The organism is Actinomarinicola tropica, from assembly GCF_009650215.1.
GTDB classification, from domain to species: Bacteria; Actinomycetota; Acidimicrobiia; order Acidimicrobiales; family SKKL01; genus Actinomarinicola; species Actinomarinicola tropica.
The window spans coordinates 3,348,017-3,369,747 of record NZ_CP045851.1; the positions used below are offsets into that span (position 1 = coordinate 3,348,017).

Below are 21,731 nucleotides of genomic sequence, written 5' to 3' on the forward strand. Positions count from 1 at the left end.
TGTCTACTCGCCGCCCGAGAAGCGGACGGCCTGGCCGCCGGCGTCGACCCGGCGGACCGTCGGGGCGTCCGTGTCGAGGCCCTCGACGAGGACCGGACCGGTCACCGTGCCGGTCTGCCAGTCCTGGGCCCAGACGAGCGCCGCGGAGCCGTCCTCGCTGAGGTCGACGAAGGTCTGCCACCCGATCTCCTCGGGGAGCGGGACCTCCGCCACCACCTCGTCGGCCAGGTCGTGGACGGTGAGGACCGGACGGGACGGACTCCCGCTGCCGGTCCACTCCGTGAAGTGCACGTACGCCCAGCCGTCCGTCGAGCCGTCGAGACCCCCGAGCCATCCCGCAGCCACCCAGTCCTCTGCATCGAGGCCGGGCCGGATCTGGCACTGCATGTGGCACGTGCTGAACAACGTCCGTCCCTCCGGGAGGTGCGCCACGCCGTCGAGTCCCGAGTCGTAGCCGCCGGACTGCCCGATGGTGTGCAGGGCGCCGGTCTCGAGGCCGATCGCCACGAGCACCTGCGGTTCCGTCTCGTCCGGATCAAGGCTCATGGTGTCTCCAGTGGTGATCCACGCCTCCCCACCGGCGACCGACCAGAGCTCTGGGTGCTCCTCCGGGCCGACGAGCCCGCGCGGCGTCGCGCCGTCCGCCAGGTGCCAGATCGCCTCGTCGTCGGAAGCCTCCTGGAAGACGACGCCGCCGGTGCCGTCGTCGAACGCCCGCTCGACCGGTCCGTCCCAGACCCGACGCCACTCGCCGGCCACGATGCGGTCGATGCCCGCGTCGCCGAACACCAGGAGGTCGCGGCCGATCGACTCGGGGGTGACGGTCTCCAGGTCGTCCAGGTGGACAGGGACAGCGACCTCCGGATCGGCGGGTTCCGGCGGGGCCTCCTCTGCGGCGAGCGGCAGCGACGTCCACGCCCGGACCTCCCACAGCTGCGCGGCCCCGGACCACACGAGCTCACGGTCGCCCGAGTCGAGGTCGACGAGGTACACGCCCGGCTCATCGGACGACGCGTCGCACGCCGCGGCGTTGAGGTGCACGATCGCCCGCCCGTCCGCCGCCACGCCGATCGGCGCCGAGGACGGGTTCGCCGCCGGGTTCGGCCCGAGCAGGGGGGCCACTTCCCCGTCGCGCACGACCATGGCATCGGCGATGAAGCAGCTCTCCTGCTCCGCCCTCACGAGGAGCTGGTTCCCCACGATCCATGCTGCGGTGGCGCGCCGCGGCTGGCCGTCGGTCCCGACAGGCAGGGAGATCGCCATCCCGGCGCCGCCCTCCATCAGGGTGATCGTCGTGGCCCCGTCGGACTCGCAGACGACGGCGTCCGTGCCGTCGACGCGGGCCGCGACCCAGCAGCCCGGCATGTACGTCGTCAGCGATCCCGACGCGCTGTCGTAGATGCCCTGGCCGGGGACGGTGACCACCCGGTGGTCCGAGGACAGCCGCCACTCGTCGGCGTCGTACCAGGCGTCCGTCGCGCCGCCGACGGCGCGGAGGCCACGCTCGGGGTCGACGCCGACCTGGACCCCGTCCCACAACGGCGCACCTCCGTCCGGGCGGACCTCGGTGACGAGCCCCGATGCCGGGTCGAGCCACACGAGCGCGCCGTCGGCCGCCCGCAGGGGGACGACGTTGGTGACCGTCGAGGTGAGACCGTCGCTGCGATCGGTGGTCGCCAGCTCGTAGCCGTCGACGCGGCGGAGCAGCTCGCCGTCGAGGCCGCGCAGCTCGACGGCCCCCTCGACCTGGACGGCGATGCCCTCGGCGGCGAGGGGACCGATCGCCCCGAGGTCGTCGTCGTCCGGTGGGTCGGTCACCTCGGGCTGTTCGATGACCTCGACCCGTGTGGGCTCGTCCCCGCCCGGCAACGTGGCCGCGGCGATGCCGGCCACGACCAGCAGGACAGCCGCGCCCATCACACCGTGGCGGGTGCGGCGGCGACGCCGGATCCCGGCCCGGATCGCGCCCATGTCGGGGCCGGGGGACGCCGGCGCGCCGGTCGAGCGCAGGAGCCGGCGGATCTCGGTCGGGTCGTCCTCAGCAGCCATCGGTCACCTCCTCGGCGATGTCGTCGTCCCGCAGGCGGTCCTGCAACGCGGCGAGGGCGCGGTGGGCCTGCATGCGGACCGCACCCGCGCTGATGCCGAGCACCGCGCCCGCCTGCTCGGCGGACAGATCGAGCACGTAGCGGAGGAGGACGACGCGGCGCTGCCGCTCGGGCAGCGCCCGCAGCGCTCCGCGCACCGCCACGGCGTCGCCGGCATCCGGATCACGGTGCTCGGTCGGCAGAGGTCGGGCTCGCATCCGTTCGACGGCACGCCGCTCGGCACCACGGCGCCGGAACGACGAGGCCGCCATGTTGGCGCCGACCCGGAACGCCCAGCCGACCGGCGAGTCGAGCTGGCGCACCTTCGTCCAGCGGTCGCCGGCGCGGATCAGCGCCTCCTGGGCCAGCTCCTCGGCGAGGAACCGGTCGCCGCAGTGGTGGGCGAGCGCCGCGACGAGGCCCGGATGCGCGTCACGGCAGAAGCGCTCGAAGTCGTCCTCCCCGTATGCCGCCCGCGCTTCCACCACGACCAGTACACGCACGAGCGCTCCGTCGCGTCACGGATCCCCAGTTCCGGCTCGCGGGGGCGATGTCGCCAACCCGCTGGCGCGATCGCCCCCGCGACGGCCGCGCGGGGGCGATGTCGCCAACCCGCTGGCGCGATCGCCCCCGCGACCGGGGGGGCGAGGCGGGTCAGACGCGCAGGGGCGGGAGGGCGGAGAGGTCGGCGCCCGAGCCGTTGCGGAAGACGTGGACGCTGCCCGCGCCCTCGGCCGACCACGAGCCGTTGGGCCGGTGGATCAGCGCGGTGCGCTCCTCGATGCCGGCGACGACGAGGCCCGGCGCGGCCAGCCCGACCGTGCGGTGCACCTTGTCGTGGGACCACTGGTCGTAGCGGGGGATCATCGTGAAGCCCGACAGCAGGCCGACCCCGACCGTGAACGCCCCACCCCGCGTGTCGACCATGTGGTCGAACAGCACCGCGCCGCCCGCGGCGGCCCCGGCCAGCACGGCACCGCCCTTCCACGCCTCGATCATGGCGTCGCACAGCGGCGAGTCCTTCAGCACCGAGCGCAGGTGCATCGGCGATCCGCCGGCCGGCCCTCCGGCCAGGTAGACGAACCGGGCCTCGCGCACCGCCCGGACGTTCTCCTCGTCCAGCGCGTCGGAGCGCACCAGGACCCGGGGCACCACCACCGACGCGCCGAGCGAGTCGAACCACGCCCGCGCGTGGTCGGCCACGGCGTCGGCACCCTCGTAGGCGGCAGCCGTGGTCAGCACGACCACCGAGTCGGCGCCCGACTCCGCGAGGAGCGCAGCGTCGAAGCTGCACCCGTCGGTCCACTCGTCGCCGCCGACCAGGCAGAGCGGCCCGGCGCTCATCGCGCCACCCCCTCGAACGGGACGGGCCGGCGCCGGCGGGCGCGAGCCACGACCCACGGTCGGAGCACGGGGGACGAGACGGGCATCGGGAACCTCTCCAGGTCGGTGACGACGAGACCGCGGGCGCGCAGGTCGGCGGGGACGTCCCGGTCGATCCACCAGCCGGTCCGCTCGTGGGCGACGGTAGCGGCCCGGCGCTGCGCCATCGCCGTGGCGCCGACGCCGAGCGACGGTTCGACGACCGTCAGCCAGCCGTCCTCTGCGAGCAGGGCGACCAGGCGGTCGATCTCGGCCGCCGGGTCGTCGACCGAGGCCAGCCGGGCGATCGAGACGACGTGGTCGTAGGCGCCGTCGTCAGCGCCCCCGTCGGCACCCGCGACCACGAGGACCGCACCGTCCAACGTCCCGCGGAAGATGCGCCCACGCAGCGAGAGCTGCTCGTCGATGGGGCCGGTCGCCCATGGATCGATGACGCCGCGCGCCGCGGCCGGGAGGGACACCACGACGGCCACGCTAAACGCTCGGCAGGGCCGCCTTTGGCCCCGTACCCGGGCGCGTCTGTAGCCTCGGCGCCCTATGGGGAACCTCACCGTTGGCATCGTCGGATCAGGGATCATGGGCTCGGGCATCGCCGAGGTGGCCGCCAAGGCGGGCCACACGGTCATCCTGCGCAGTCGCAAGCAGGAGTCGGCCGACGCCATGGTCGCCGGCCTGGAGAAGTCGCTGAACCGCCAGGTCGAGAAGGGCCGGCTCGAGGAGAGCGCCCGTGACGAGGCGCTCGCCCGGGTCAGCGCCGTCGCCGATCTGTCGGCCCTCGCCGACTGCGACCTCGTCATCGAGTCGATCGTCGAGGACCTCGACACGAAGGTCGCCCTCTTCAAGGAGCTCGACGGCATCGTCAAGGCCGACGGCATCCTCGCCACCAACACCTCGACGTTGCCCGTCGTCGAGATGGCGGTCGCCACGAACCGACCCGACAAGGTCGTGGGCATCCACTTCTTCAACCCGGCGCCGATGATGGCCCTCGTCGAGGTCATCGCCCCGCTCACCGCGTCGGACGCCACCGTCGACGCCGCGCTCGAGTTCGCCTCCGGCTGCGGCAAGTCGCCGGTGAAGGTCGGCGACCGGGCCGGCTTCATCGTGAACGCCCTGCTGTTCCCGTACCTGAACAACGCCATCCGGATGCTCGAGTCCGGCACCGCCAGCCGCGACGACATCGACACCGCGATGAAGGGCGGAGCGAACTTCCCGATGGGGCCGTTCGCCCTCCTCGACCTCGTCGGCCTCGACACGTCGCTGTCGATCCTCGATGCCCTCTACGAGGAGTTCAAGGACGCCAACTACGCCGCCCAGCCGCTGCTGCGCCGCATGGTCGCCGCGGGCAAGCTCGGCCGGAAGTCCGGCGCCGGCTTCTACGACTACTGATCCCGTCACGCCCGGGGGCGGGCCGATGAGCGCCACATGAGGCCCGTCGAGCCGCCCCCGAGCGTGTGGGAGCTCCCCTCGGCGCACGACGCCGACGACGAGGGCCTCGTCGCCATCGGCGCCGACCTGGAGCCCGGCACCCTGCTCGCCGCCTACCGCGGCGGCATGTTCCCGATGCCGGTCGGACGGTCGGGCCCGCTCGGCTGGTGGTCGCCCGACCCGCGTGGGGTGCTCGCCCTCGACGGGCTGCAGGTGAGCCGCTCGTTGCGGCGCTCGTGCCGGGAGTACGAGATCCGGGTGGACACGGCGTTCGCCGACGTCATCGCGGCGTGCGCCGATCCCCGGCGGCCCGGCGGCTGGATCACCCCGGGGTTCGAGGCGGCCTACGGCGAGCTGCACGCCCTCGGGTGGGCCCACTCGGTCGAGGCGTGGACCCACGACGGCGAGCTGGCCGGTGGCCTCTACGGCGTGGCGGTCGGCGGCCTCTTCGCCGGCGAGTCGATGTTCCACCGCCGACGTGACGCGTCGAAGGTCGCGCTCGTCGGCCTGGTCGAGCGCCTGCGCGCCGACGGCGACCCCCGTCGGGTGCTCGACGTGCAGTGGCCGACGGACCACCTCGCCACGCTCGGGGTGATCGGCGTGGCCCGGGAGGAGTACCTGCGACGGCTGGCCGCCGCGCTGGAGGCGCCGGATCCCGACTGCTGGGTGTGACACGGACCTCGCCGGGGACGGAGAATGGCGGGATGACCGAGGGACCGCAGGAGAGCCACCAGCTGGAGCGGCGTGAGCCCGATCGCCCGTGGATGATGCGCACCTACTCGGGGCACTCCACGGCGCGGGCCTCGAACGAGCTGTACCGGACCAACCTGGCCAAGGGCCAGACCGGCCTGTCGATCGCCTTCGACCTGCCGACCCAGACCGGCTACGACCCCGACGCTCCCGAGGCCAAGGGCGAGGTCGGCAAGGTCGGCGTCCCGGTCGCCCACCTCGGGCACATGGAGCAGCTCCTCGACGGCATCCCCGTCGGCGAGATGAACACGTCGATGACGATCAACGCCACCGCGGCGTGGCTGCTCGGCCTCTACGTGGCGAACGCCGAGCGCCAGGGCGTCGAGTCCCAGGCGCTGCGGGGCACGACGCAGAACGACATCGTCAAGGAGTACCTGAGCCGCGGGACGTACATCTACCCGCCGCTCCCCTCCAAGCGCCTCATCGTCGACATGGTGGCGTTCTGCTCGGAGTGGATCCCGAAGTGGAACCCGATGAACGTGTGCAGCTACCACCTGCAGGAGGCCGGGGCGACGCCGGTCCAGGAGATCGCGTACTCGCTGGCCACCGCGATCGACGTGCTCGACGCGGTGAAGGCGTCCGGCCAGGTCCCCGAGGACCGCTTCCCCGCGGTCGTCGCCTCGATCTCGTTCTTCGTGAACGCCGGCATCCGCTTCGTCGAGGAGACCTGCAAGATGCGGGGCTTCACGCAGATGTGGGACCGCCTCACCCTCGAGCGCTACGGCGTCACCGACCCGAAGGCCCGCCGCTTCCGCTACGGCGTGCAGGTGAACAGCCTCGGGCTCACCGAGGCGCAGCCCGAGAACAACGTGCAGCGCATCGTGCTCGAGGCCCTCGGCGTCACCCTGTCGAAGAACGCCCGGGCCCGGTCGCTCCAGCTGCCGGCGTGGAACGAGGCCCTCGGCCTCCCCCGCCCGTGGGACCAGCAGTGGTCGCTGCGCATCCAGCAGGTCCTCGCCTACGAGACCGACCTGCTCGAGTACGAGGACATCTTCGACGGCTCCCACGTCATCGAGGGCCGCACCAACGAGCTGATCGAGGCCGCGCAGGCCGAGCTCGACGAGGTGCTCGAGATGGGCGGCGCGTTCGAGGCGATCGAGGAGCTGAAGGGCCGGCTCGTCGGGTCCCACGCCGAGCGCGTCCGCCGCATCGAGAACGGCGAGCTACCGATCGTCGGCGTCAACCGCTTCGTCGAGACGGCCGACTCCCCCCTCGGCGGCGAGGAGTCGATCATGCGGGTCGACCCCGGCGTGCAGCAGGAGATGATCACCGACGTCGCCGAGTGGCGCTCGAACCGTGACAACGACGCGGTGAAGCGGTCGCTCGACGAGCTGCGCCGCGCCGCCGAGTCCGGCGACAACGTCATGCCGGCGACGATCGACCTGGCCCACGCGGGCGGCACCACCGGCGAGTGGGCCAACGCCCTGCGCGAGGTCTTCGGCGAGTACCGGGCGCCCACGGGTGTGGCCGCCGCGGCAGGGAGGGGTGGCATGAGCGACGGTCTGCGAGCGGTGGCCGACCGGGTGCGCACGATGGCCGGCGGCCCGCCCCGGTTCCTGGTCGCCAAGCCCGGCCTCGACGGGCACTCGAACGGCGCCGAGCAGATCGCCGTCGCGGCCCGTGACGCGGGCATGGAGGTCATCTACCAGGGCATCCGCCTGACCCCGGAGCAGATCGCTGCTGTCGCCCGCGACGAGGACGTCGACGTCATCGGCCTGTCGATCCTGTCGGGCAGCCACCTCGAGCTGATCCCCCGGGTCGTCGAGCTGGTGCGGGGCGAGGGCGTCGAGGCGCCGATCGTGGTCGGCGGCATCATCCCCGAGGAGGACCGTCCCGTCCTCGAGGCCGCCGGGTGCGCCGCGGTCTACACGCCGAAGGACTTCGAGCTCGGCCGGATCATGGCCGAGATCGTCGACCTGGTGGCCGCCCGCCGCAGCTGATCGCCTCGGGCGCGGAACTGCGCGCCCGAGGGCTTCACTCCGGCCTCGGCCCGCCGATGGATCGGGAGTGACTGATCGACGCTTCCTCCTCGCCGTGGGTGGTGCCCTCGTCGGCGCCATCGGTGGCGCCGCGGCAGCCGTGAACGGCGCGCCGATCGCCGGTCTGGCCGCCGCCATCGGGGCGGTCGTCGCCGGCGCCGGCGTGCTCCTCAGCCCCGCCGACCCTCGCGATCTGCCCGGGCCGACGGCCGCGTCCACCGCTGTCGACGGCGACACTGCCGACGCCCCGACCGCATCGACGGAGACCCACCACGCGCCGGCGACCTCCGCCGCCCCCGTCGAAGCCGTGCAGAACGCTGCCGTCCCCGCGATGTTCGGCCCGCCACCCGCCGCCCCGACGCCCGACGCCGCGACTCCGCCGCCCACGCCCGGTGAGCCCACCGGCCAGCCGCCGCTCCTCATCGACCCGACCACCGGTCTGTTCTCCGAGGACTACTTCAACATCGCCATCGAGGCCCGCCTGGCTGCGGCGCGGCGGCACCTACGCCCGGTGGGCGTCGTGCTGATCGACGTGGTCGAGGGGCTGCGCGTCGACCGGGTGCGCCCGGCCGACCCCCAGCGTGTGGCCGACGCCGTGCGCGCCACCTTGCGGGAGGCTGACACCGCCTGTCGCCGCCCGGACGGCAAGTTCGCGCTCCTGCTGGAGGACACCCCCGAGAACGGGGCGATCTGGACGGTCGAGCGCATCCGCCGCCGGCTCGTCGACTCCGACGCATCGCTGACCGTGTGGGCGGGCATCGCCTGCTACCCGGCGCACGCGTTCGACAAGGAGTCGATCCTGCGGTCGGCCGACCAGGCGCTCGACGCCGCCCGCGAGTGGCGCCAGGACCGCATCGAGGTCGCCGCCGGCGACTGACTCTCCGATCTCGGCTCGCGGGTCGACCCTCGGGTCCGATGCGCGTGCCAGAGCACGCGGATCGGACCCAACCCCGAGAGCGCGAGCGGTGTGTCCCCATCGTGGAGCGGACGACCGGGACGGTGCAGGCTGGGGTGGTGCACCCCGGCGCGGCGGACGGCCTCGACTTCGACGACTGCTTCCGTCACCACTACGCCCGGCTGGTCCGCTCCCTCGGGGCCGGTGCCGACGGGGCGGAGGAGGCGGTGCAGGAGGCGTTCGTCGAAGCCCACCTGCGGTGGCGAACGGTGTCCCGGCTCGACGATCCGGTCGGCTGGGTGCGACGGGTGGCGATCCGGCGCATCCTCAACCAGAACCGCAGCCTCCTGCGGCGCACCCGCGCTGTCGGGCGACTGGCCGATGGCGCCCGCAGAGCGGAGGGCCCGCCGTCCCTGCCCGACGACGGTCTCGCCGCGGCGATCCGGCGGTTGCCGGTCCGCCAGCGGATCGCGCTCGTCCTCCACCACCTCGACGGGCTCCCCGTCCGTGAGGTGGCCGACGCCATGGGTGTCGCCGAGGGGACGGTGAAGTCCCAGCTCCACGATGCGCGGGCGAACCTCCGGACGATGCTCGAGGTGGACGATGACTGACCCGCACCTCACCGACGCCCTCCGCTCGATGCAGCCCGACGTCGAGGCGAGCGACACGGAGGAGGCCCTGCGCCGTGTCGCCGCCGAGGCCCGCCGGCGCCGCCGGCGAGGGCGAGCGCTCACCGTCGCCGCGGCCGCCGCGGCGGTGGTCGTCCTCGCCGCCGGCGTCGCGGCGCTCGACCTGCGTGACGACGGGGAGCGCCGGGTGGTCACCGAGGCACCCACGTCGACGACGGCGCCGAGCACGACGACGCCCTCCACGTCGACGACGAGCACCACGACGAGCACGACCACGACCGTTCCCGCGGATCCCGAGCTGGCGACGTTCTCGGACCTCGCCGGTGGGGTGACCGGGCTGGAGCTGTACTCGTGGATGCCGGTCGATCCCTGGTGGGAGGGCCTCTGGCGAGCGGACCCCGACCTGGCGGACGACGTGGCCGCGATCGTTGCGGCAGGTGGGGACGCCCGCCTCCCCGACGCCTTCGACCTCGTCAGCATGCGGTTCGAGCTCCCCGACGGACGGATCGTCGTGGCGCGGGTCGACCTGGAGTCGGGATGGGTCGGTCCGTTCATCGACGGGGAAGCGGGTCTCCTCGTCGTGGGAGCGCAGCTTCCGGACGAGCTCACCCGCCGACTCCGGACCGGCTTCGATGACGCGGTCGGCCGCCCGTGGGAGCCGGTCGACCTCGACCACCCGAACTCGCTGGTGGGCCGGGCGATCGATCGGATGGACCTGCCCATCGCCGACCTGGAGCGGATCCCGTCGGCGACGAGCGAGGCGCTCGACGCGGACCGTGTCGACGGCTACCCGAGGTGGTTCGTCGAGATCCTCGACGGAGGTGACGGACCGGTGCTGGAGTTGAGGGAACGGGGGGTGGGTGACGACTCCTCACGGGGAACCGACTACCGCCTCCGCCTGGTCCAGACGCCGACCGGTTGGGATGTCGGCGGCGCGGAGTCACGCGTGCTCTGCCTTCGCTCGACGCCGGGACCACCGCCGAACCACGGCTGCCTCTGACATCGGCCGGACAGGTCTGTTGCGAGTTTCGGGCGGTAGGCGCCCGAAAGTCGCGAATGTCCTGCGGCCCGCCTAGCCCTCGACGCGGATGGCGGAGATGCGGGCCATCTCGTCGTCGGACAGCTCGACGTCGAACACGTCGACGTTCTGCTGCCGGTGCTCCGGGTTGCCCGACCGTGGGATCGGCGACACCTTGTCCTGCTGCAGCAGCCAGCGCAGCGCGATCTGCTGGGGCGTCTTGCCGTGCGCGTCGGCGATCTCCGCCAGCACCGGCGACGACAGCCCGTCGCCCCGCAGCGGCGAGTACGCGGTGATCATCACGTCGCGCTCCGCGGCGATGCCGAGCAACGTGTTCTGCGTCCGCCCCGGCTGGTACGGGACCTGGTCGGCGAGGATCGGCGCCATCTCCATCGCCTCGAGCAGCAGTGGGCCCCGGAAGTTGCTCACCCCCAGGTGGCGCACCTTGCCCGCGTCCTTCGCCGCCACCATCGCCTCGAGCGTCTCGCCGAGCGGCACCTCGTCGGTCGGCCAGTGGATCAGCAGCAGGTCGACGTACTCGGTGCCGAGCCGCCGCAGGCTGTCGTCGACCGCCGGTCCGACCTTGTCGCCGGCCAGGCTCTCGCCGACGATCTTGGTGGTGAGGAAGACCTCCTCGCGGGGGACGCCGCTCTGCGCGATGCCCTCCCCGACCTCCCGCTCGTTGCGGTACGCCTGCGCGGTGTCGATCTGGCGGTAGCCGATCTCGAGCGCGTGGCGGGTGCCCTCCCGGGCCTCGTCGCCGGACAGCTGCCACGTGCCGAACCCGAGCGCCGGGACCTGCTCGCCTTGGACCTCGATGTGCTCCATCTCCGGACCCTACCGACGGATCGATGACCACGAATCGTGCATCTGGCGGGCCTCGCCTGGTAGGAGTGGCCCGTGAGCTGCAAGACGTGCGAGATGGTCGCCCGCCGTGACGCCGGCGACGCGCCGCCGTGGGACAACATCCTCCGCACCCCCGAGTGGGACGTCGTGCACGCCTACGACACCTCGCACGAGGGTTGGCTGGTCGTCGTCCTCCGCCGCCACGTGACCTCGCTGTCGGAGATGACCGACCACGAAGCGGCCGAGCTCGGCCGCCTGACGAGGGACGTCTCCGCCGCGCTCGAACGCGTGCTCGGCGTGCCGCGCACCTACATCGTGCAGTTCGCCGAGCACCCGCTGCACCCGCACGTCCACGTGCACCTGATCGCCCGTCCCGAGGACCTCGCGAAGGAGCTGCGCGGCCCGGGCATCTTCACGCGGCTCGGGGTCATCAAGTCCTCACGGGTGCCGGTCGAGCGGATGAACGAGATCGCGCTCGCCGTGCGCGCGCAGCTCACGGAGCCGAGCGCCTAGGACCCCTCGTCGTCGAGCTCGGCGAGGACCTCGTCGGTGTCCGCCCCGAGCCCCGGCGCCGGTCGGGCGACTCGTCCCGGCGTGGCGGACAGGCGCGCCACAAGGCCCTGCATCGACACGCCGTCGAGCTCGACCACCGAGCCGCGCGCCCGGTAGTGCGGATCGTCGGCGATGTCGGCCATGTCGTAGACCGGCGCCGCTGCGGCCTCCGCCTCCTCGAACGCTGCGAGCACCTGGGCGAGCGACCGCTCCCCGATCCAGCGACCGACCAGGTCGTCGACCTCGTCGCGGTGGGCGACCCGTCCGGCGAACGAGGCGAACCGCGGGTCCCCGGCTGCGCCGACCAGGTTCATCACCCGCTGGGCGACGGACTCCGCGGACGTGGAGATCGCCACCCACTTGTCGTCGGCCGTGCGGTAGGTGTTGCGCGGCACGGTGTAGGGGATGCCGGCGCCGAGCCGCGGCGGCAGCTCGCCGGTGGCAGCGTAGACCGAGAACAGCGGCCCCATCAGCTGGAACATGCTCTCGAGCAGGTTCACGTCGACCACCTGCCCGACCCCGGAGTGCAGCGCGACCATCGTGGAGAAGGCCCCGACCAGCGCGGCGACCTCGTCGGTGAGGGCGATCGGCGGGAGCAGCGGCGCGCCGTCGGGTTCGCCGTTGATCGACGCGAAGCCCGACATGGCCTCGGCCAACGTGGCGAAGCCCGGGCGGGACGCGTAGGGCCCGTCCTGGCCGAAGCCGGACACGCGCGTGATGACGAGCGTCGGGTTGCGGGCGATCAGCTCGTCGGGCACGAACCCGAGCGCCTCGAGCTTGCCGGGCCGGAAGTTCTCGATGAGGACGTCGGCGCTGTCGATGAGCCGGTGCAGCGCGTCGCGACCCTCGTCGGACTTCAGGTCGAGGACGACCGATCGCTTGCCGCGTCCGCACAGCTTCCACCAGAAGGTGACGTCGTCGGACGGGTCGCGCCAGCCCATCGCCCGCGTGGTGTCGCCGCCGTCGGGCCGCTCGACCTTGATGACGTCGGCCCCGAAGTCGGCGAGGTAGCGGGCGCAGCCGGGTCCGGCGACGACGGTGGCGAGGTCGATGACGCGCAGATCGGCCAGAGGACCGGGCGACGACGTCATCGCCGGCTCCAGATGGGGAAGCAGCGGTCCGACAACGCCCCGAACGCGTAGGCGACGTAGTCCATGAGGTCGCCGTAGAGGCCCCGGCACGTCTCTGACCACTCGAGCGCGTCGGGCGTCGAGATGCGCCGGTGGATCTGGAGGATGCCGCCGTCGAAGATCCGGTACTCGGCCCAGGAACCGGGGAAGTCCTTCACCGACGCCACCTCCACCCACGGAAGCTCTCCGGTGGCGGCGAAGTGCCGCACCCGGTTGCGGTGCGTGTGCCCTGCGAAGTAGCCGACGACCTCCGGCCGACGGGCGACCACCTCGACGAGCCGCTCGGACGAGTCCGGGTCGATGCCGAAGTAGTTCTCCGACCGGGTGGCCGAGGACGGGTCCCAGGGGTGGTGGTGCCCGAAGACGAGCACCGGGACCTCGCTGCCGGCCGCGTTGTCGTCGAGCCACTCGAGCTGTTCGGCGTCGAGGCCGCCGCCCGCACGTCGGGGCACGGTCGTGTCGATCATCAGCAGCCGGGCGCCGGGCACGTCGACCCGCACCGGGTCGCTCGGCATCGTCGTCTGGCCCTCGTAGGCGTCGTGGTTGCCGCGGATGTGGTGCATGCGCTCGCCGAGCGCGCCGCCGTACACCTCGAGGAAGCGCTGGTACTCCTCATCGGTTCCGTTGGACGTCAGGTCGCCCTTGACGAGCACGGCGACCGGGTCGATGGCTGCGATCTCGTCGACGGCACCGCGGTTCATGCGCTCGGGGTACGGCTCGGTGCCCTCGGGGACGCGGAACACCGGCGTCTCGACGCCTTCGATGACGCCGCACTCCGTCTCGCCGAAGTGGACGTCGTTCACCGTGGCGACACGGCAGAGGAGCTCGCCCGGCGCGGGCAGCGTGCGCACGGCGATGCCCTCGAGGACGTGCTCGGTGTCCGGCGCCAGACCCGTGTGGCGGCGGACGTCGGCCCCGGCGTGGAAGACCACCTCGTCGTCGGCGACCGTGGTCAGCTCCATGCCGGACACCTCAGAAGAGGGCAGGCCGGTCGCGGCGTTGGGGCACCGGCTTCGACCACCAGCGTCCGGAGAACCGCCAGCGCGGCGGCGGCTCCTCCGTGCCGCTGTCGACGGCGACGCCCGACGCCAGCACGGTCTGCACCGCGGCCATGATCGCCGCCATCTCCTCGTCGGTGGGATCCGGGCCCCGCGTGACCTGCACCTGCGCGTCGGCATCCATCGCCGCGCCGTCGCTGCTCGCTCCGCTCACAGTGGCACGTTCCCGTGCTTGCGCTTGGGGAGCTCCTCGCGCTTCGAGCGGAGCATCTCGAGGCCGGCCACCAGCTTGATGCGGGTCTCGGCCGGGTCGATCACGTCGTCGACGTAGCCCCGCTCGGCCGCCACGTAGGGGTTGGCGTAGCGCTCGACGTACTCGTCGACGAGCTCGGTGCGGCGGGCGACCGGGTCGGCGGCGGTCTGCAGCTCGCGCCGGTAGACGATCTCGACCGCGCCCTGCGGGCCCATCACGGCCAGCTCGGCCGACGGCCAGGCGAAGGCCAGGTCGGCGCCGATCGACTTGGAGTTCATCACCACGTAGGCGCCGCCATAGGCCTTGCGGGTGATGACCTGGATGCGGGGCACGGTGGCCTCGCAGAAGGCGTAGAGCAGCTTGGCGCCGTGGCGGATGATGCCGTTGTACTCCTGGTCGACGCCGGGCAGGAACCCGGGCACGTCGACGAAGGTGACGAGCGGGATGTTGAAGGCGTCGCACGTGCGGACGAAGCGGGCCGCCTTCTCCGACGACTCGATGTCGAGCACCCCGGCGAACATCGTCGGCTGGTTGCCGACCACGCCGACCGGCTTGCCGTCGATGCGGATGAAGCCGCACACGATGCTCTTCGCCCAGTGCGGGAAGTACTCGAAGAACTCGCCGTCGTCGGCGACGGCCTCGATGACCTTGCCCATGTCGTAGGGCACGTTCGGGCTGGCCGGCATGAGGTCGACGAGCTCGGGGCACAGGCGGTGCGGGTCGTCGGTGGGCTCGAAGGCCGGGGGCTCCTCGAGGTTGTTCGACGGCAGGTAGCTCATGAGGAAACGCACGTCGTCGAGGCACGCCTGCTCGTCGTCGGAGACGAACGTGGCGACACCGGACTTCGAGGCGTGGCTCTGGGCGCCGCCGAGCTCCTCGAGGGTGACCTCCTCGCCGGTCACGGTCTTCACGACGTCGGGACCGGTGATGAACATGTGCGAGGACTCCCGCACCATGAAGATGAAGTCGGTCATGGCCGGGCTGTAGACCGCGCCGCCGGCGCACGGGCCGAGGATCACCGAGATCTGCGGCACCACGCCCGAGGCCTGGACGTTGCGGTAGAAGATGCCGCCGTAGGAGTCGAGGGAGACGACGCCCTCCTGGATGCGGGCGCCGGCGCCGTCGTTGAGGCCGATGACGGGGGCGCCGACGGAGAGCGCGAGGTCCATCATCTTGTGGATCTTCTCGGCGAACACCTCGCCGAGGGCGCCGCCGAACACCGTGAAGTCCTGGGAGAAGACGAAGACCTTGCGTCCGTCGATCGTGCCCCAGCCGGTGATGACGCCGTCGGTGTAGGGCCGCTCCTCGATGCCCGAGGTGTGGGCGCGGTGACGGGCGAGCATGTCGAGCTCGTGGAACGAGCCGTCGTCGAGCAGGTACTCGATGCGCTCGCGGGCGAGCATCTTGCCCTTGGCCTTCTGGCGTTCGACCGAACGCTCGGACCCTGCGTGGAGCGCTTCTTCCTTGCGCTTACGGAGCTCTTCGATGCGCTCGGCGAGGCTGATCTCGGACATGGGCGCAGGCTACTCGCCGCCCGAGAACGGCCCCAAAGAGGCGCAGGAACCCGCTCAGGCGGCCCGCGCGAGCGGCGCGGACCCCGTGGTCGACGGTGCGGCAGCGGCCGCCCCCGCCGGGGCGCCCGCCACGCCGGGCTCGACGACGCGAGCCAGGCGGACGAGTGCCCGGGCGAGGTGACGCCGGACCGGGTGGTCGGCCCGGAGCCGGTGGAGGTGGTGCTGGTGGTGGTGGTCGGGTCGGTGGCGCTGCAGCTGGCGCTCGCGCAGGGCGGCGTCGGCCAGCAGCTGGAGGTGCTGGTGCATGGTGCTCTCCGGTGGGTGGTGCCGTCGGGGTGGACCGTTCGCGCCCGGTGGCGGTGTGCCGCGCCTGTGGAACGCCGGTCAGTGGTGAGGCGTGAGGTGGGGCCTCACGTCGTGAGGTCGAGCGAGGCTCAGCTCGCGAGGAGCGGCGGCGCGCTGCGCCGACCTCGACCCGCGGGGGTGCCGCCGCCGATCGTGCGGTTGGCGTCGATCATGTGGGCACCTCCTTCGCGTGGTCGGACCCGCCGGATCGCGGGTGAGCGGAGGAGCTTCACGCGGCGAGCCGGTGCTCGCCAGCGAATTACCCGGCGTTCAGGTGCGCGGAGAGGAACGCGGTGGTGCGGGTCCAGGCCGCGGCGGCAGCGCTGGCGTCGTAGAACATCTCCGACGCGTGGTTGTCGAACGCGTGCCCGGCGTCGGGCTGGACGAGCACCTCGATGTTGCTCTTCGGGCTGACGGCGTCCCTGATCGCCTGGAGGTCGGCCTCCGGGATGTACGGGTCGGTCGCGCCGAACTGCAGGAGGAGCGGGCAGTCGATCTGGTCGACCCTGTCGAGCGACGACGCCAACCCCGACCCGTAGTAGGAGACGACGACGTCGGGCTCGTACTCGGCGGCGACGAGGAACGCCTGCGTGCCGCCGAAGCAGAACCCGATCACGCCGACGCCGCCGATCACCTCCGGCAGCTCGCGCAGCGCCTCGAGCGCGGCGCCGAGGTCGGCGAGGCAGGCATCGCCGTCGACCTGTCCGGCGACCTTCATCGCCTGGCCGAGCGTGGTCTCGTTGAAGGTGTCGACCGCGAAGCCCGGCTGCACCCGCCAGAACACGTCGGGCACGAGCGCGACGTAGCCCGCCGCCGCCAGCCGCTCGGCCACGTCCCTCATGTACGCGTTGACGCCGCCGATCTCCTGGATGACGAGCACCCCGGGCCCGGTCCCCGTGTCGGGCACCGCCAGGTGGGCGCCCATCTCGCCGTCGTGGAGGCTGATCGTCTCGGTGCGGGTCGTCGGCATGGCACGACGCTAGCCACCTAGTCTCGGCCGGCGTGGACCTGCCGGTGATGCCCCCCGTGAAGCCCATGCTCGCCAAGGCCGTCCGCGACATGCCCGACCGCGACGACATCTGGTTCGAGCCCAAGTGGGACGGCTTCCGCTGCATCGTGTTCCGCGACGGTGACGAGATCGAGCTCGGCAGCCGCAACGAGCGACCGCTCACCCGCTACTTCCCCGAGCTGATCGAGCCGTTGCGTCGGGCGCTCCCCGATCGTTGCGTCGTCGACGGCGAGGTCGTCATCGCCGGGTCCGAGGGGCTCGACTTCGACGCCCTGCTCCAGCGCATCCACCCGGCCGAGTCACGGGTGAACATGCTCGCCGAGACGACGCCCGCGTCGTTCGTCGCGTTCGACCTGCTCGCCGTCGGCGACGAGGACCTGCGGCAGGTGCCGTTCTCCGAGCGCCGCGCCCGGCTCGAGGAGCTCCTCGCCGGCGTCGACGCACCGATCCACCTCACACCGGGCACCACCGACCGAACGGTCGGCGCCGACTGGTTCGACCGCTTCGAGGGCGCCGGCCTCGACGGCGTCATCGCCAAGCCGCTCGGCGACCCCTACGTCGAGGACAAGCGCACCCAGTTCAAGGTGAAGCACCAGCGCACCGCCGACGTGGTCGTCGCCGGCTACCGGGTGCACAAGTCCGGCGACGGCGTCGGTTCGCTCCTCCTCGGGCTGTACGACGACGACGGGGTGCTCCACCACGTCGGCGTGGCCGCCAGCTTCAAGGCCGCCGACCGCCCGCAGCTGGCCGTCGAGCTCGCACCGCTCGTCCTCCACGACATCAGCCAGCACCCGTGGTCGACGTGGATGACCCCGAGCGAGGGCGACGGCCGCCAGCCGGGCGCCCCGAGCCGGTGGAACGCGAACAAGGACCTCTCGTGGGTGCCGATCCGGCCGGAGCGCGTCGCCGAGGTCAGCTACCAGCACATGCAGGGCGACCGGTTCCGCCAGACCACGCACCTGGTGCGGTGGCGTCCCGATCGTGACCCGACGAGCTGCACCTACGCCCAGCTCGAGGTGGCGGTCCCCTACGAGCTCCACGAGGTGTTCGGCGCCTGAGTCCCGTCGGCAACGACGAAGGGAACGCCCGGTACGTCCGCCACCATCCGCTCGACGGTTGCATCCAGTGGACGCATCGACAGACCCCGTAGGTGGCCGTCACCGAACCCGACGATCAGGACCTGCACAGGGGGTGGGGGCTGCCCGTAGGGCCCTCCGCGCAGCGCGCGGAACGCGGACTGCGACTCGGCGATGAGAACCACCGCCCACCGACGTGCCCCTGGCCCGCCCGTGTCACCGCTCTCCAGGCCGAGTGGTGGCTCGTCCTCGCCGACTCGCCATTCGAGGACGTAGGCGACGCCGGTCGCCGAACCATCGTTGAGCTGGACCTGCGCCTCGATGAGCGCCGACTGCCGAACGGACTCGGTCGTCGACGGCCCACCGGGCGACGCGAGGTCCGCAGGCTCCCACCGCAGCGAACGAGCCACCTCGACCGCCAGCGCCGCCTCCTCCGCATCGGTACCACCGCGCACCATCACCTCGTAGCCACCACAGCCGGCATGGCTTCCCAGCCCAGACTCAGCGATGAAGCTCGTACTCGCCGGCTGGTAGAGGACCGTGCCCGGTGGCTCGTGAACCTGCCTGGTCAGATGGCCCTCGCTCGCCCACGGGACGGGCGGCACGTTCAACTGAACCGTCTGATCGCCGACGTCCCACGACCACGCCGTGGTCCCCGGCTGCACCCCGCGCACGAGGGGGGTGATCGTGTAGAGCGGGTCCGCGCCAGGGGTGGCCCCGCTCGGTAGCGACCCGTCGAGGAGAGCTCCATCGGGGCAGACGAGGTCCGGCAAGCCATCGGTGATCCGCTGCGTCGTCGCCACATCCGTCCGACCGTCATTGCTCAGGACCACGCCGACCGCGATCGCCGCAGCCAGGACGGCGGCCGCGATCGCGACCGCGGGCACGACGCGTCGGGCACGCCGGCGCGATGTGTCCGGCTCGAGGTCGACGAGGCCGTCGGCCTGCGCCCTCTCGACGATCTCGTCCCACTGGTCGGGGACGGGCACGTCGTCCAGAGCGTCGAAGTGGTTCATGGTCGATCCTCCTCGAGGAGGGGGCGGGCTCGGCGGTTGGCACGGTGGAGCCGGACGCGGATCGTCGACGCCGGAGATCCGGTGATCGCTGCCAGCTCGGTGGGCGTCCATCCGCCGACGTGCACGAGCACGAGCAGCTCACGGTCCGCGGCCGGAAGCGCCGCGAGCGCACGGATGAGGTCGACCGCCGGTTCGGGCATCGACTCGCTGCGGTCGATCACCTCACCGACTGGCCCCCGGCGGGCGAGCTCACCTCGGGCGATCACGAACGCAGCTCGCCATACCCACGCCTCGACGTCGCGCACCTCGGCACCACGCCGCAGCACCTGCGCGAACGCCTCGGCGACCGCGTCGTCGGTGACGTCGCGCGAGCCGGTGAACGCGAGGACGGCACGCCACAGACGGTCGTGCGTCGCCTCGTAGGCGTCACGCACCCGGCCCAGTTCGCGCTCCTCCGCCACGGCGGCATCCTGCTCCACACCCCTACAGGGCGTCAGCGACCCCCGAGCGTTGCACCCGTTCTCGACGCGAGGGCGCCTACGAGCTCCACGAGGTGTTCGGCGCCTGACCGGGGTCGGCGATCACGACCCGGTCGCGGCCGGCAGCCTTGGCCGCGTACATCGCCTGGTCGGCGGCACGCACGAGGTCGCGTGGCGTGGTGCCGTGCCCCGGCGCCGCCGCGACCCCGACGGAGATCGTCACCGGGTCGACCCCGTCGGGCGACACAGCGCCGATGAGGTCCTTCCGCCACCGGTCGGCCCGCTCGGCCGCCACGTCGAGCGTCGTGCCCGGCAGCACGACGACGAACTCCTCGCCGCCGTACCGGCAGGCGACGTCGCCCTCCCGGATCCTGTGGCGGAGCAGCTCGGCGATGGCGATGAGGATCCCGTCGCCCGCCTCGTGCCCGAGGGTGTCGTTCACGACCTTGAAGTGGTCGACGTCGACCAGCACGAGGGCGAGCGGAACGTCGTCTCGCTGGCAGCGCGATAGCTCACCGGCGAGTGACTCGAGCAGGTAGCGCCGGTTGAACAGGCCGGTCAGCGGGTCCCGCACCGCCTGCTCCCGCAGGCTCTCCTGCAGCGCCTCGATCTCGGCCATGCGTCGCCGGAGGGCGTCGTTCGCCGACCGCAGCTCGTCCTCGGCCCGGCGGCGCTCCTCGACCTCGCGCTGGACGAGCGCGAACGTGCGGGCGTTCTGGAGCGCCAGCGCTGCGTGGCTGGCGAAGGCCAGCGCCCGGTCGGCGTGGGCCGCGGTGTAGTAGTCGGGCTCGTAGGCGTCGAGCGTGATCATCCCGATGCACTCGTCGCCGAAGATCAGCGGCACCCCCATCCAGCAGCGGACCCCGGACATCTCGTGGGCCGGATGCGGGAAGTTCGGGTACGGGTGGTCACCGAGGATGTCGGGGACGATCACCGGCCGGTGGCCCCGCACGACCTCGGCGTTCGGGGCGCCGTCGCCGTCGACGTCGAAGCCGACGCCCGAGAAGACGTCGAGGTCGATCCCCTCCCCGGCGACGATCACGACCTGGTCGCCCCGCAGTTCCTGCACCGAGGCGGTGTCGTAGTGGACCACCTCCCGCAGCTCCTGGAGGATCAGGTGCACGACGTCGCGGAAGTCGAGGCTCGACGACACGGCCTGCGCGGCGCGGATCAGCGCCTGGTCCTGACGCCGCGCTCGCCGCTCGTGGTCGAGCTCGGCGGCGAGGCGCGCTGGATCCAGGCCCTCGTCCGCGCCCTGTTCGCCCGCTGCGGTCGCGCCCACTCTGCCTCCGGCCGTCAGGCTAGCCCCGGGCGCATCAGTCCTTCTTCCGACGGCTCGGCTGCACCCGGCGGGGCTCGCCAGGCTGCTTGGCGAAGTTCGGGGGCCAGGGTGCGTCGCCGAGCCCGCCCTCCTCGTCTCGTCGAGCGAGGTCGAGCAGGCCCTTCAGCGACCCGACCGCCTCGTCGATCCCCTCGTCGGGATCCGTGCCGGCGGCGACGCGCTCTGCCACGGTCGCCATGGTGAAGTCGCCGAGCTCGCAGTCCGGCACCTCGTCCCACGTGAGCGGGCAGGACACCCAGCCATCGGGGTTGGACCGGACCGAGTACGCCGAGGCGACCGTGCGGTCCCGCGCGTTCTGGTTGTAGTCGAGGAAGACCTTCTCGCCTCGCTCCTCCTTCCACCAGGCGGTGGTGGCGAGGTCGGGGACGCGACGCTCGACCTCGCGCCCGAGGGCCAGGGCGGCGCGGCGCACGCCGAGGAAGTCCCACTTGGCCAGGATGCGGACGTTGATGTGGATCCCCCTGGAGCCGGACGTCTTCGGGAACCCGACCAGGTCGTGCTCGACGAGAACGTCACGGACGACCATCGCCACGTCCCTCACGGCCGAGAAGGGCACACCGGGCTGGGGGTCGAGGTCGATCCGCAGCTCGTCGGGGTGGTCGAGGTCCCACCGCCGCACCGCCCACGGGTTGAGGTCGAGGCACCCGAGGTTGACCGCCCAGATGATGTGGGCGACGTCGGCCGGGCAGAGTTCCTCAGCCGTGCGTCCGCTCGGGAACGCCACGGTGGCGGTCTGCAGCCACTCCGGCCGCTTCTCCGGTACGCGCTTCTGGAAGAACGGCTCGGTGCCGGCGCCATCCGGGTACCGCTTCAGCACCGTGGGGCGGGAACGCACGCCACGCAGCGCCCCCTTGCCGACCGTGAGGTAGTACTCGACCAGGTCCAGCTTCGTGGCGCCGGTGCCCGGGAAGAAGAGCTTGTCGGGGTTGGAGACCCGCACCTCCTTCCCGTCGACCTCGACCGTCGTCGCCTTGGTGGCCATCCGCCCAGCTAATCACCGTCCGT

At 72.4% G+C, this 21,731-nt stretch carries 23 protein-coding genes; 8 read left to right on the forward strand and 15 right to left on the reverse strand.

The window, feature by feature from the left end; all coding sequences use genetic code 11:
- Window positions 1–3: 3 nt before the first annotated feature.
- From GH723_RS16445 to GH723_RS16460, 4 genes are all read right to left on the reverse strand, one after another.
- The gene (locus GH723_RS16445; protein ID WP_153760665.1) at window positions 4–2,049 is read right to left on the reverse strand and encodes a hypothetical protein; all 2,046 of its coding nucleotides are present in this window, start codon (window positions 2,047–2,049) and stop codon (window positions 4–6) included.
- Window positions 2,039–2,590 (reverse strand): sigma-70 family RNA polymerase sigma factor, encoded by a 552-nt coding sequence (locus GH723_RS16450; RefSeq protein WP_153760666.1) that lies wholly within the window; start codon window positions 2,588–2,590, stop codon window positions 2,039–2,041. Before GH723_RS16450 ends, GH723_RS16445 begins: the two co-directional genes overlap by 11 nt.
- 151 nt (window positions 2,591–2,741) lie before the next feature.
- Window positions 2,742–3,431: a Type 1 glutamine amidotransferase-like domain-containing protein gene (locus tag GH723_RS16455; protein WP_153760667.1), complete on the reverse strand. Its 690-nt coding sequence runs from the start codon at window positions 3,429–3,431 to the stop codon at window positions 2,742–2,744.
- Window positions 3,428–3,934, reverse strand: a complete 507-nt coding sequence (locus GH723_RS16460; RefSeq protein WP_153760668.1) for a class I SAM-dependent methyltransferase — start codon at window positions 3,932–3,934, stop codon at window positions 3,428–3,430. The genes GH723_RS16455 and GH723_RS16460 overlap by 4 nt, the downstream gene beginning before the upstream one ends.
- A 73-nt stretch (window positions 3,935–4,007) precedes the next feature.
- Between GH723_RS16460 and GH723_RS16465 the strand changes: the two genes are divergently transcribed.
- From GH723_RS16465 to GH723_RS18560, 6 genes are all read left to right on the forward strand, one after another.
- Window positions 4,008–4,856: a 3-hydroxyacyl-CoA dehydrogenase family protein gene (locus GH723_RS16465; protein WP_153760669.1), complete on the forward strand. Its 849-nt coding sequence runs from the start codon at window positions 4,008–4,010 to the stop codon at window positions 4,854–4,856.
- 36 nt (window positions 4,857–4,892) lie between these two features.
- Window positions 4,893–5,567 carry a leucyl/phenylalanyl-tRNA--protein transferase gene (gene aat, locus GH723_RS16470; RefSeq protein ID WP_153760670.1) on the forward strand — a complete coding sequence of 225 codons (675 nt, stop codon included), beginning with the start codon at window positions 4,893–4,895 and terminating at the stop codon, window positions 5,565–5,567.
- Window positions 5,568–5,599: 32 nt separating this feature from the next.
- The gene (locus GH723_RS16475) at window positions 5,600–7,585 is read left to right on the forward strand and encodes a protein meaA (protein ID WP_153760671.1); all 1,986 of its coding nucleotides are present in this window, start codon (window positions 5,600–5,602) and stop codon (window positions 7,583–7,585) included.
- A 67-nt stretch (window positions 7,586–7,652) separates the two neighbouring features.
- Window positions 7,653–8,501 carry a GGDEF domain-containing protein gene (locus GH723_RS16480; RefSeq protein WP_153760672.1) on the forward strand — a complete coding sequence of 283 codons (849 nt, stop codon included), beginning with the start codon at window positions 7,653–7,655 and terminating at the stop codon, window positions 8,499–8,501.
- Between the two features lie 101 nt (window positions 8,502–8,602).
- Window positions 8,603–9,130, forward strand: coding sequence for an RNA polymerase sigma factor (locus GH723_RS16485; protein ID WP_229022890.1), 528 nt, complete (start codon window positions 8,603–8,605; stop codon window positions 9,128–9,130).
- Window positions 9,123–10,148, forward strand: coding sequence for a hypothetical protein (locus tag GH723_RS18560; RefSeq protein WP_195210381.1), 1,026 nt, complete (start codon window positions 9,123–9,125; stop codon window positions 10,146–10,148). The genes GH723_RS16485 and GH723_RS18560 overlap by 8 nt, the downstream gene beginning before the upstream one ends.
- Before the next feature lie 72 nt (window positions 10,149–10,220).
- On the opposite strand, the gene GH723_RS16495 is transcribed toward GH723_RS18560, so the two are convergent.
- The gene (locus GH723_RS16495) at window positions 10,221–10,994 is read right to left on the reverse strand and encodes an aldo/keto reductase (RefSeq protein WP_153760674.1); all 774 of its coding nucleotides are present in this window, start codon (window positions 10,992–10,994) and stop codon (window positions 10,221–10,223) included.
- A gap of 72 nt (window positions 10,995–11,066) precedes the next feature.
- On the opposite strand from GH723_RS16495, the gene GH723_RS16500 reads away from it, so the two are divergent.
- On the forward strand, window positions 11,067–11,525 hold the full coding sequence (locus GH723_RS16500; RefSeq protein WP_153760675.1) for an HIT family protein: 459 nt from the start codon (window positions 11,067–11,069) through the stop codon (window positions 11,523–11,525).
- Here the strand turns inward: GH723_RS16500 and GH723_RS16505 are convergent.
- The 6 genes from GH723_RS16505 to GH723_RS16525 all read right to left on the reverse strand — a co-directional run bounded on the left by GH723_RS16505 (window position 11,522) and on the right by GH723_RS16525 (window position 16,774).
- Window positions 11,522–12,655, reverse strand: coding sequence for a CaiB/BaiF CoA transferase family protein (locus GH723_RS16505; RefSeq protein ID WP_153760676.1), 1,134 nt, complete (start codon window positions 12,653–12,655; stop codon window positions 11,522–11,524). The genes GH723_RS16500 and GH723_RS16505 overlap by 4 nt on opposite strands.
- Window positions 12,652–13,656 carry a metallophosphoesterase family protein gene (locus GH723_RS16510; protein ID WP_195210382.1) on the reverse strand — a complete coding sequence of 335 codons (1,005 nt, stop codon included), beginning with the start codon at window positions 13,654–13,656 and terminating at the stop codon, window positions 12,652–12,654. The genes GH723_RS16505 and GH723_RS16510 overlap by 4 nt, the downstream gene beginning before the upstream one ends.
- A gap of 10 nt (window positions 13,657–13,666) precedes the next feature.
- Entirely contained in the window at window positions 13,667–13,906 is a 240-nt protein-coding gene (locus GH723_RS18565; protein ID WP_195210383.1) for an acyl-CoA carboxylase epsilon subunit, read from the reverse strand.
- Entirely contained in the window at window positions 13,903–15,459 is a 1,557-nt protein-coding gene (locus GH723_RS16515) for an acyl-CoA carboxylase subunit beta (protein ID WP_153760678.1), read from the reverse strand. Before GH723_RS16515 ends, GH723_RS18565 begins: the two co-directional genes overlap by 4 nt.
- Window positions 15,460–15,513: 54 nt before the next feature.
- Entirely contained in the window at window positions 15,514–15,765 is a 252-nt protein-coding gene (locus GH723_RS16520) for a hypothetical protein (protein WP_153760679.1), read from the reverse strand.
- Between the two features lie 298 nt (window positions 15,766–16,063).
- Window positions 16,064–16,774: a dienelactone hydrolase family protein gene (locus GH723_RS16525; protein ID WP_153760680.1), complete on the reverse strand. Its 711-nt coding sequence runs from the start codon at window positions 16,772–16,774 to the stop codon at window positions 16,064–16,066.
- 32 nt (window positions 16,775–16,806) lie between these two features.
- Between GH723_RS16525 and GH723_RS16530 the strand changes: the two genes are divergently transcribed.
- Entirely contained in the window at window positions 16,807–17,871 is a 1,065-nt protein-coding gene (locus tag GH723_RS16530; protein ID WP_153760681.1) for an ATP-dependent DNA ligase, read from the forward strand.
- On the opposite strand, the gene GH723_RS16535 is transcribed toward GH723_RS16530, so the two are convergent.
- The 4 genes from GH723_RS16535 to GH723_RS16550 all read right to left on the reverse strand — a co-directional run bounded on the left by GH723_RS16535 (window position 17,841) and on the right by GH723_RS16550 (window position 21,708).
- Entirely contained in the window at window positions 17,841–18,905 is a 1,065-nt protein-coding gene (locus tag GH723_RS16535; RefSeq protein WP_153760682.1) for a hypothetical protein, read from the reverse strand. The two genes, GH723_RS16530 and GH723_RS16535, sit on opposite strands and share 31 nt — an antisense overlap.
- Window positions 18,902–19,366 carry an RNA polymerase sigma factor gene (locus GH723_RS16540; protein ID WP_153760683.1) on the reverse strand — a complete coding sequence of 155 codons (465 nt, stop codon included), beginning with the start codon at window positions 19,364–19,366 and terminating at the stop codon, window positions 18,902–18,904. Before GH723_RS16540 ends, GH723_RS16535 begins: the two co-directional genes overlap by 4 nt.
- A gap of 76 nt (window positions 19,367–19,442) precedes the next feature.
- Window positions 19,443–20,666 carry a GGDEF domain-containing protein gene (locus GH723_RS16545; RefSeq protein WP_153760684.1) on the reverse strand — a complete coding sequence of 408 codons (1,224 nt, stop codon included), beginning with the start codon at window positions 20,664–20,666 and terminating at the stop codon, window positions 19,443–19,445.
- Window positions 20,667–20,700: 34 nt separating this feature from the next.
- Window positions 20,701–21,708 carry a DNA polymerase domain-containing protein gene (locus GH723_RS16550; protein ID WP_153760685.1) on the reverse strand — a complete coding sequence of 336 codons (1,008 nt, stop codon included), beginning with the start codon at window positions 21,706–21,708 and terminating at the stop codon, window positions 20,701–20,703.
- Between the last annotated feature and the right edge of the window lie 23 nt (window positions 21,709–21,731).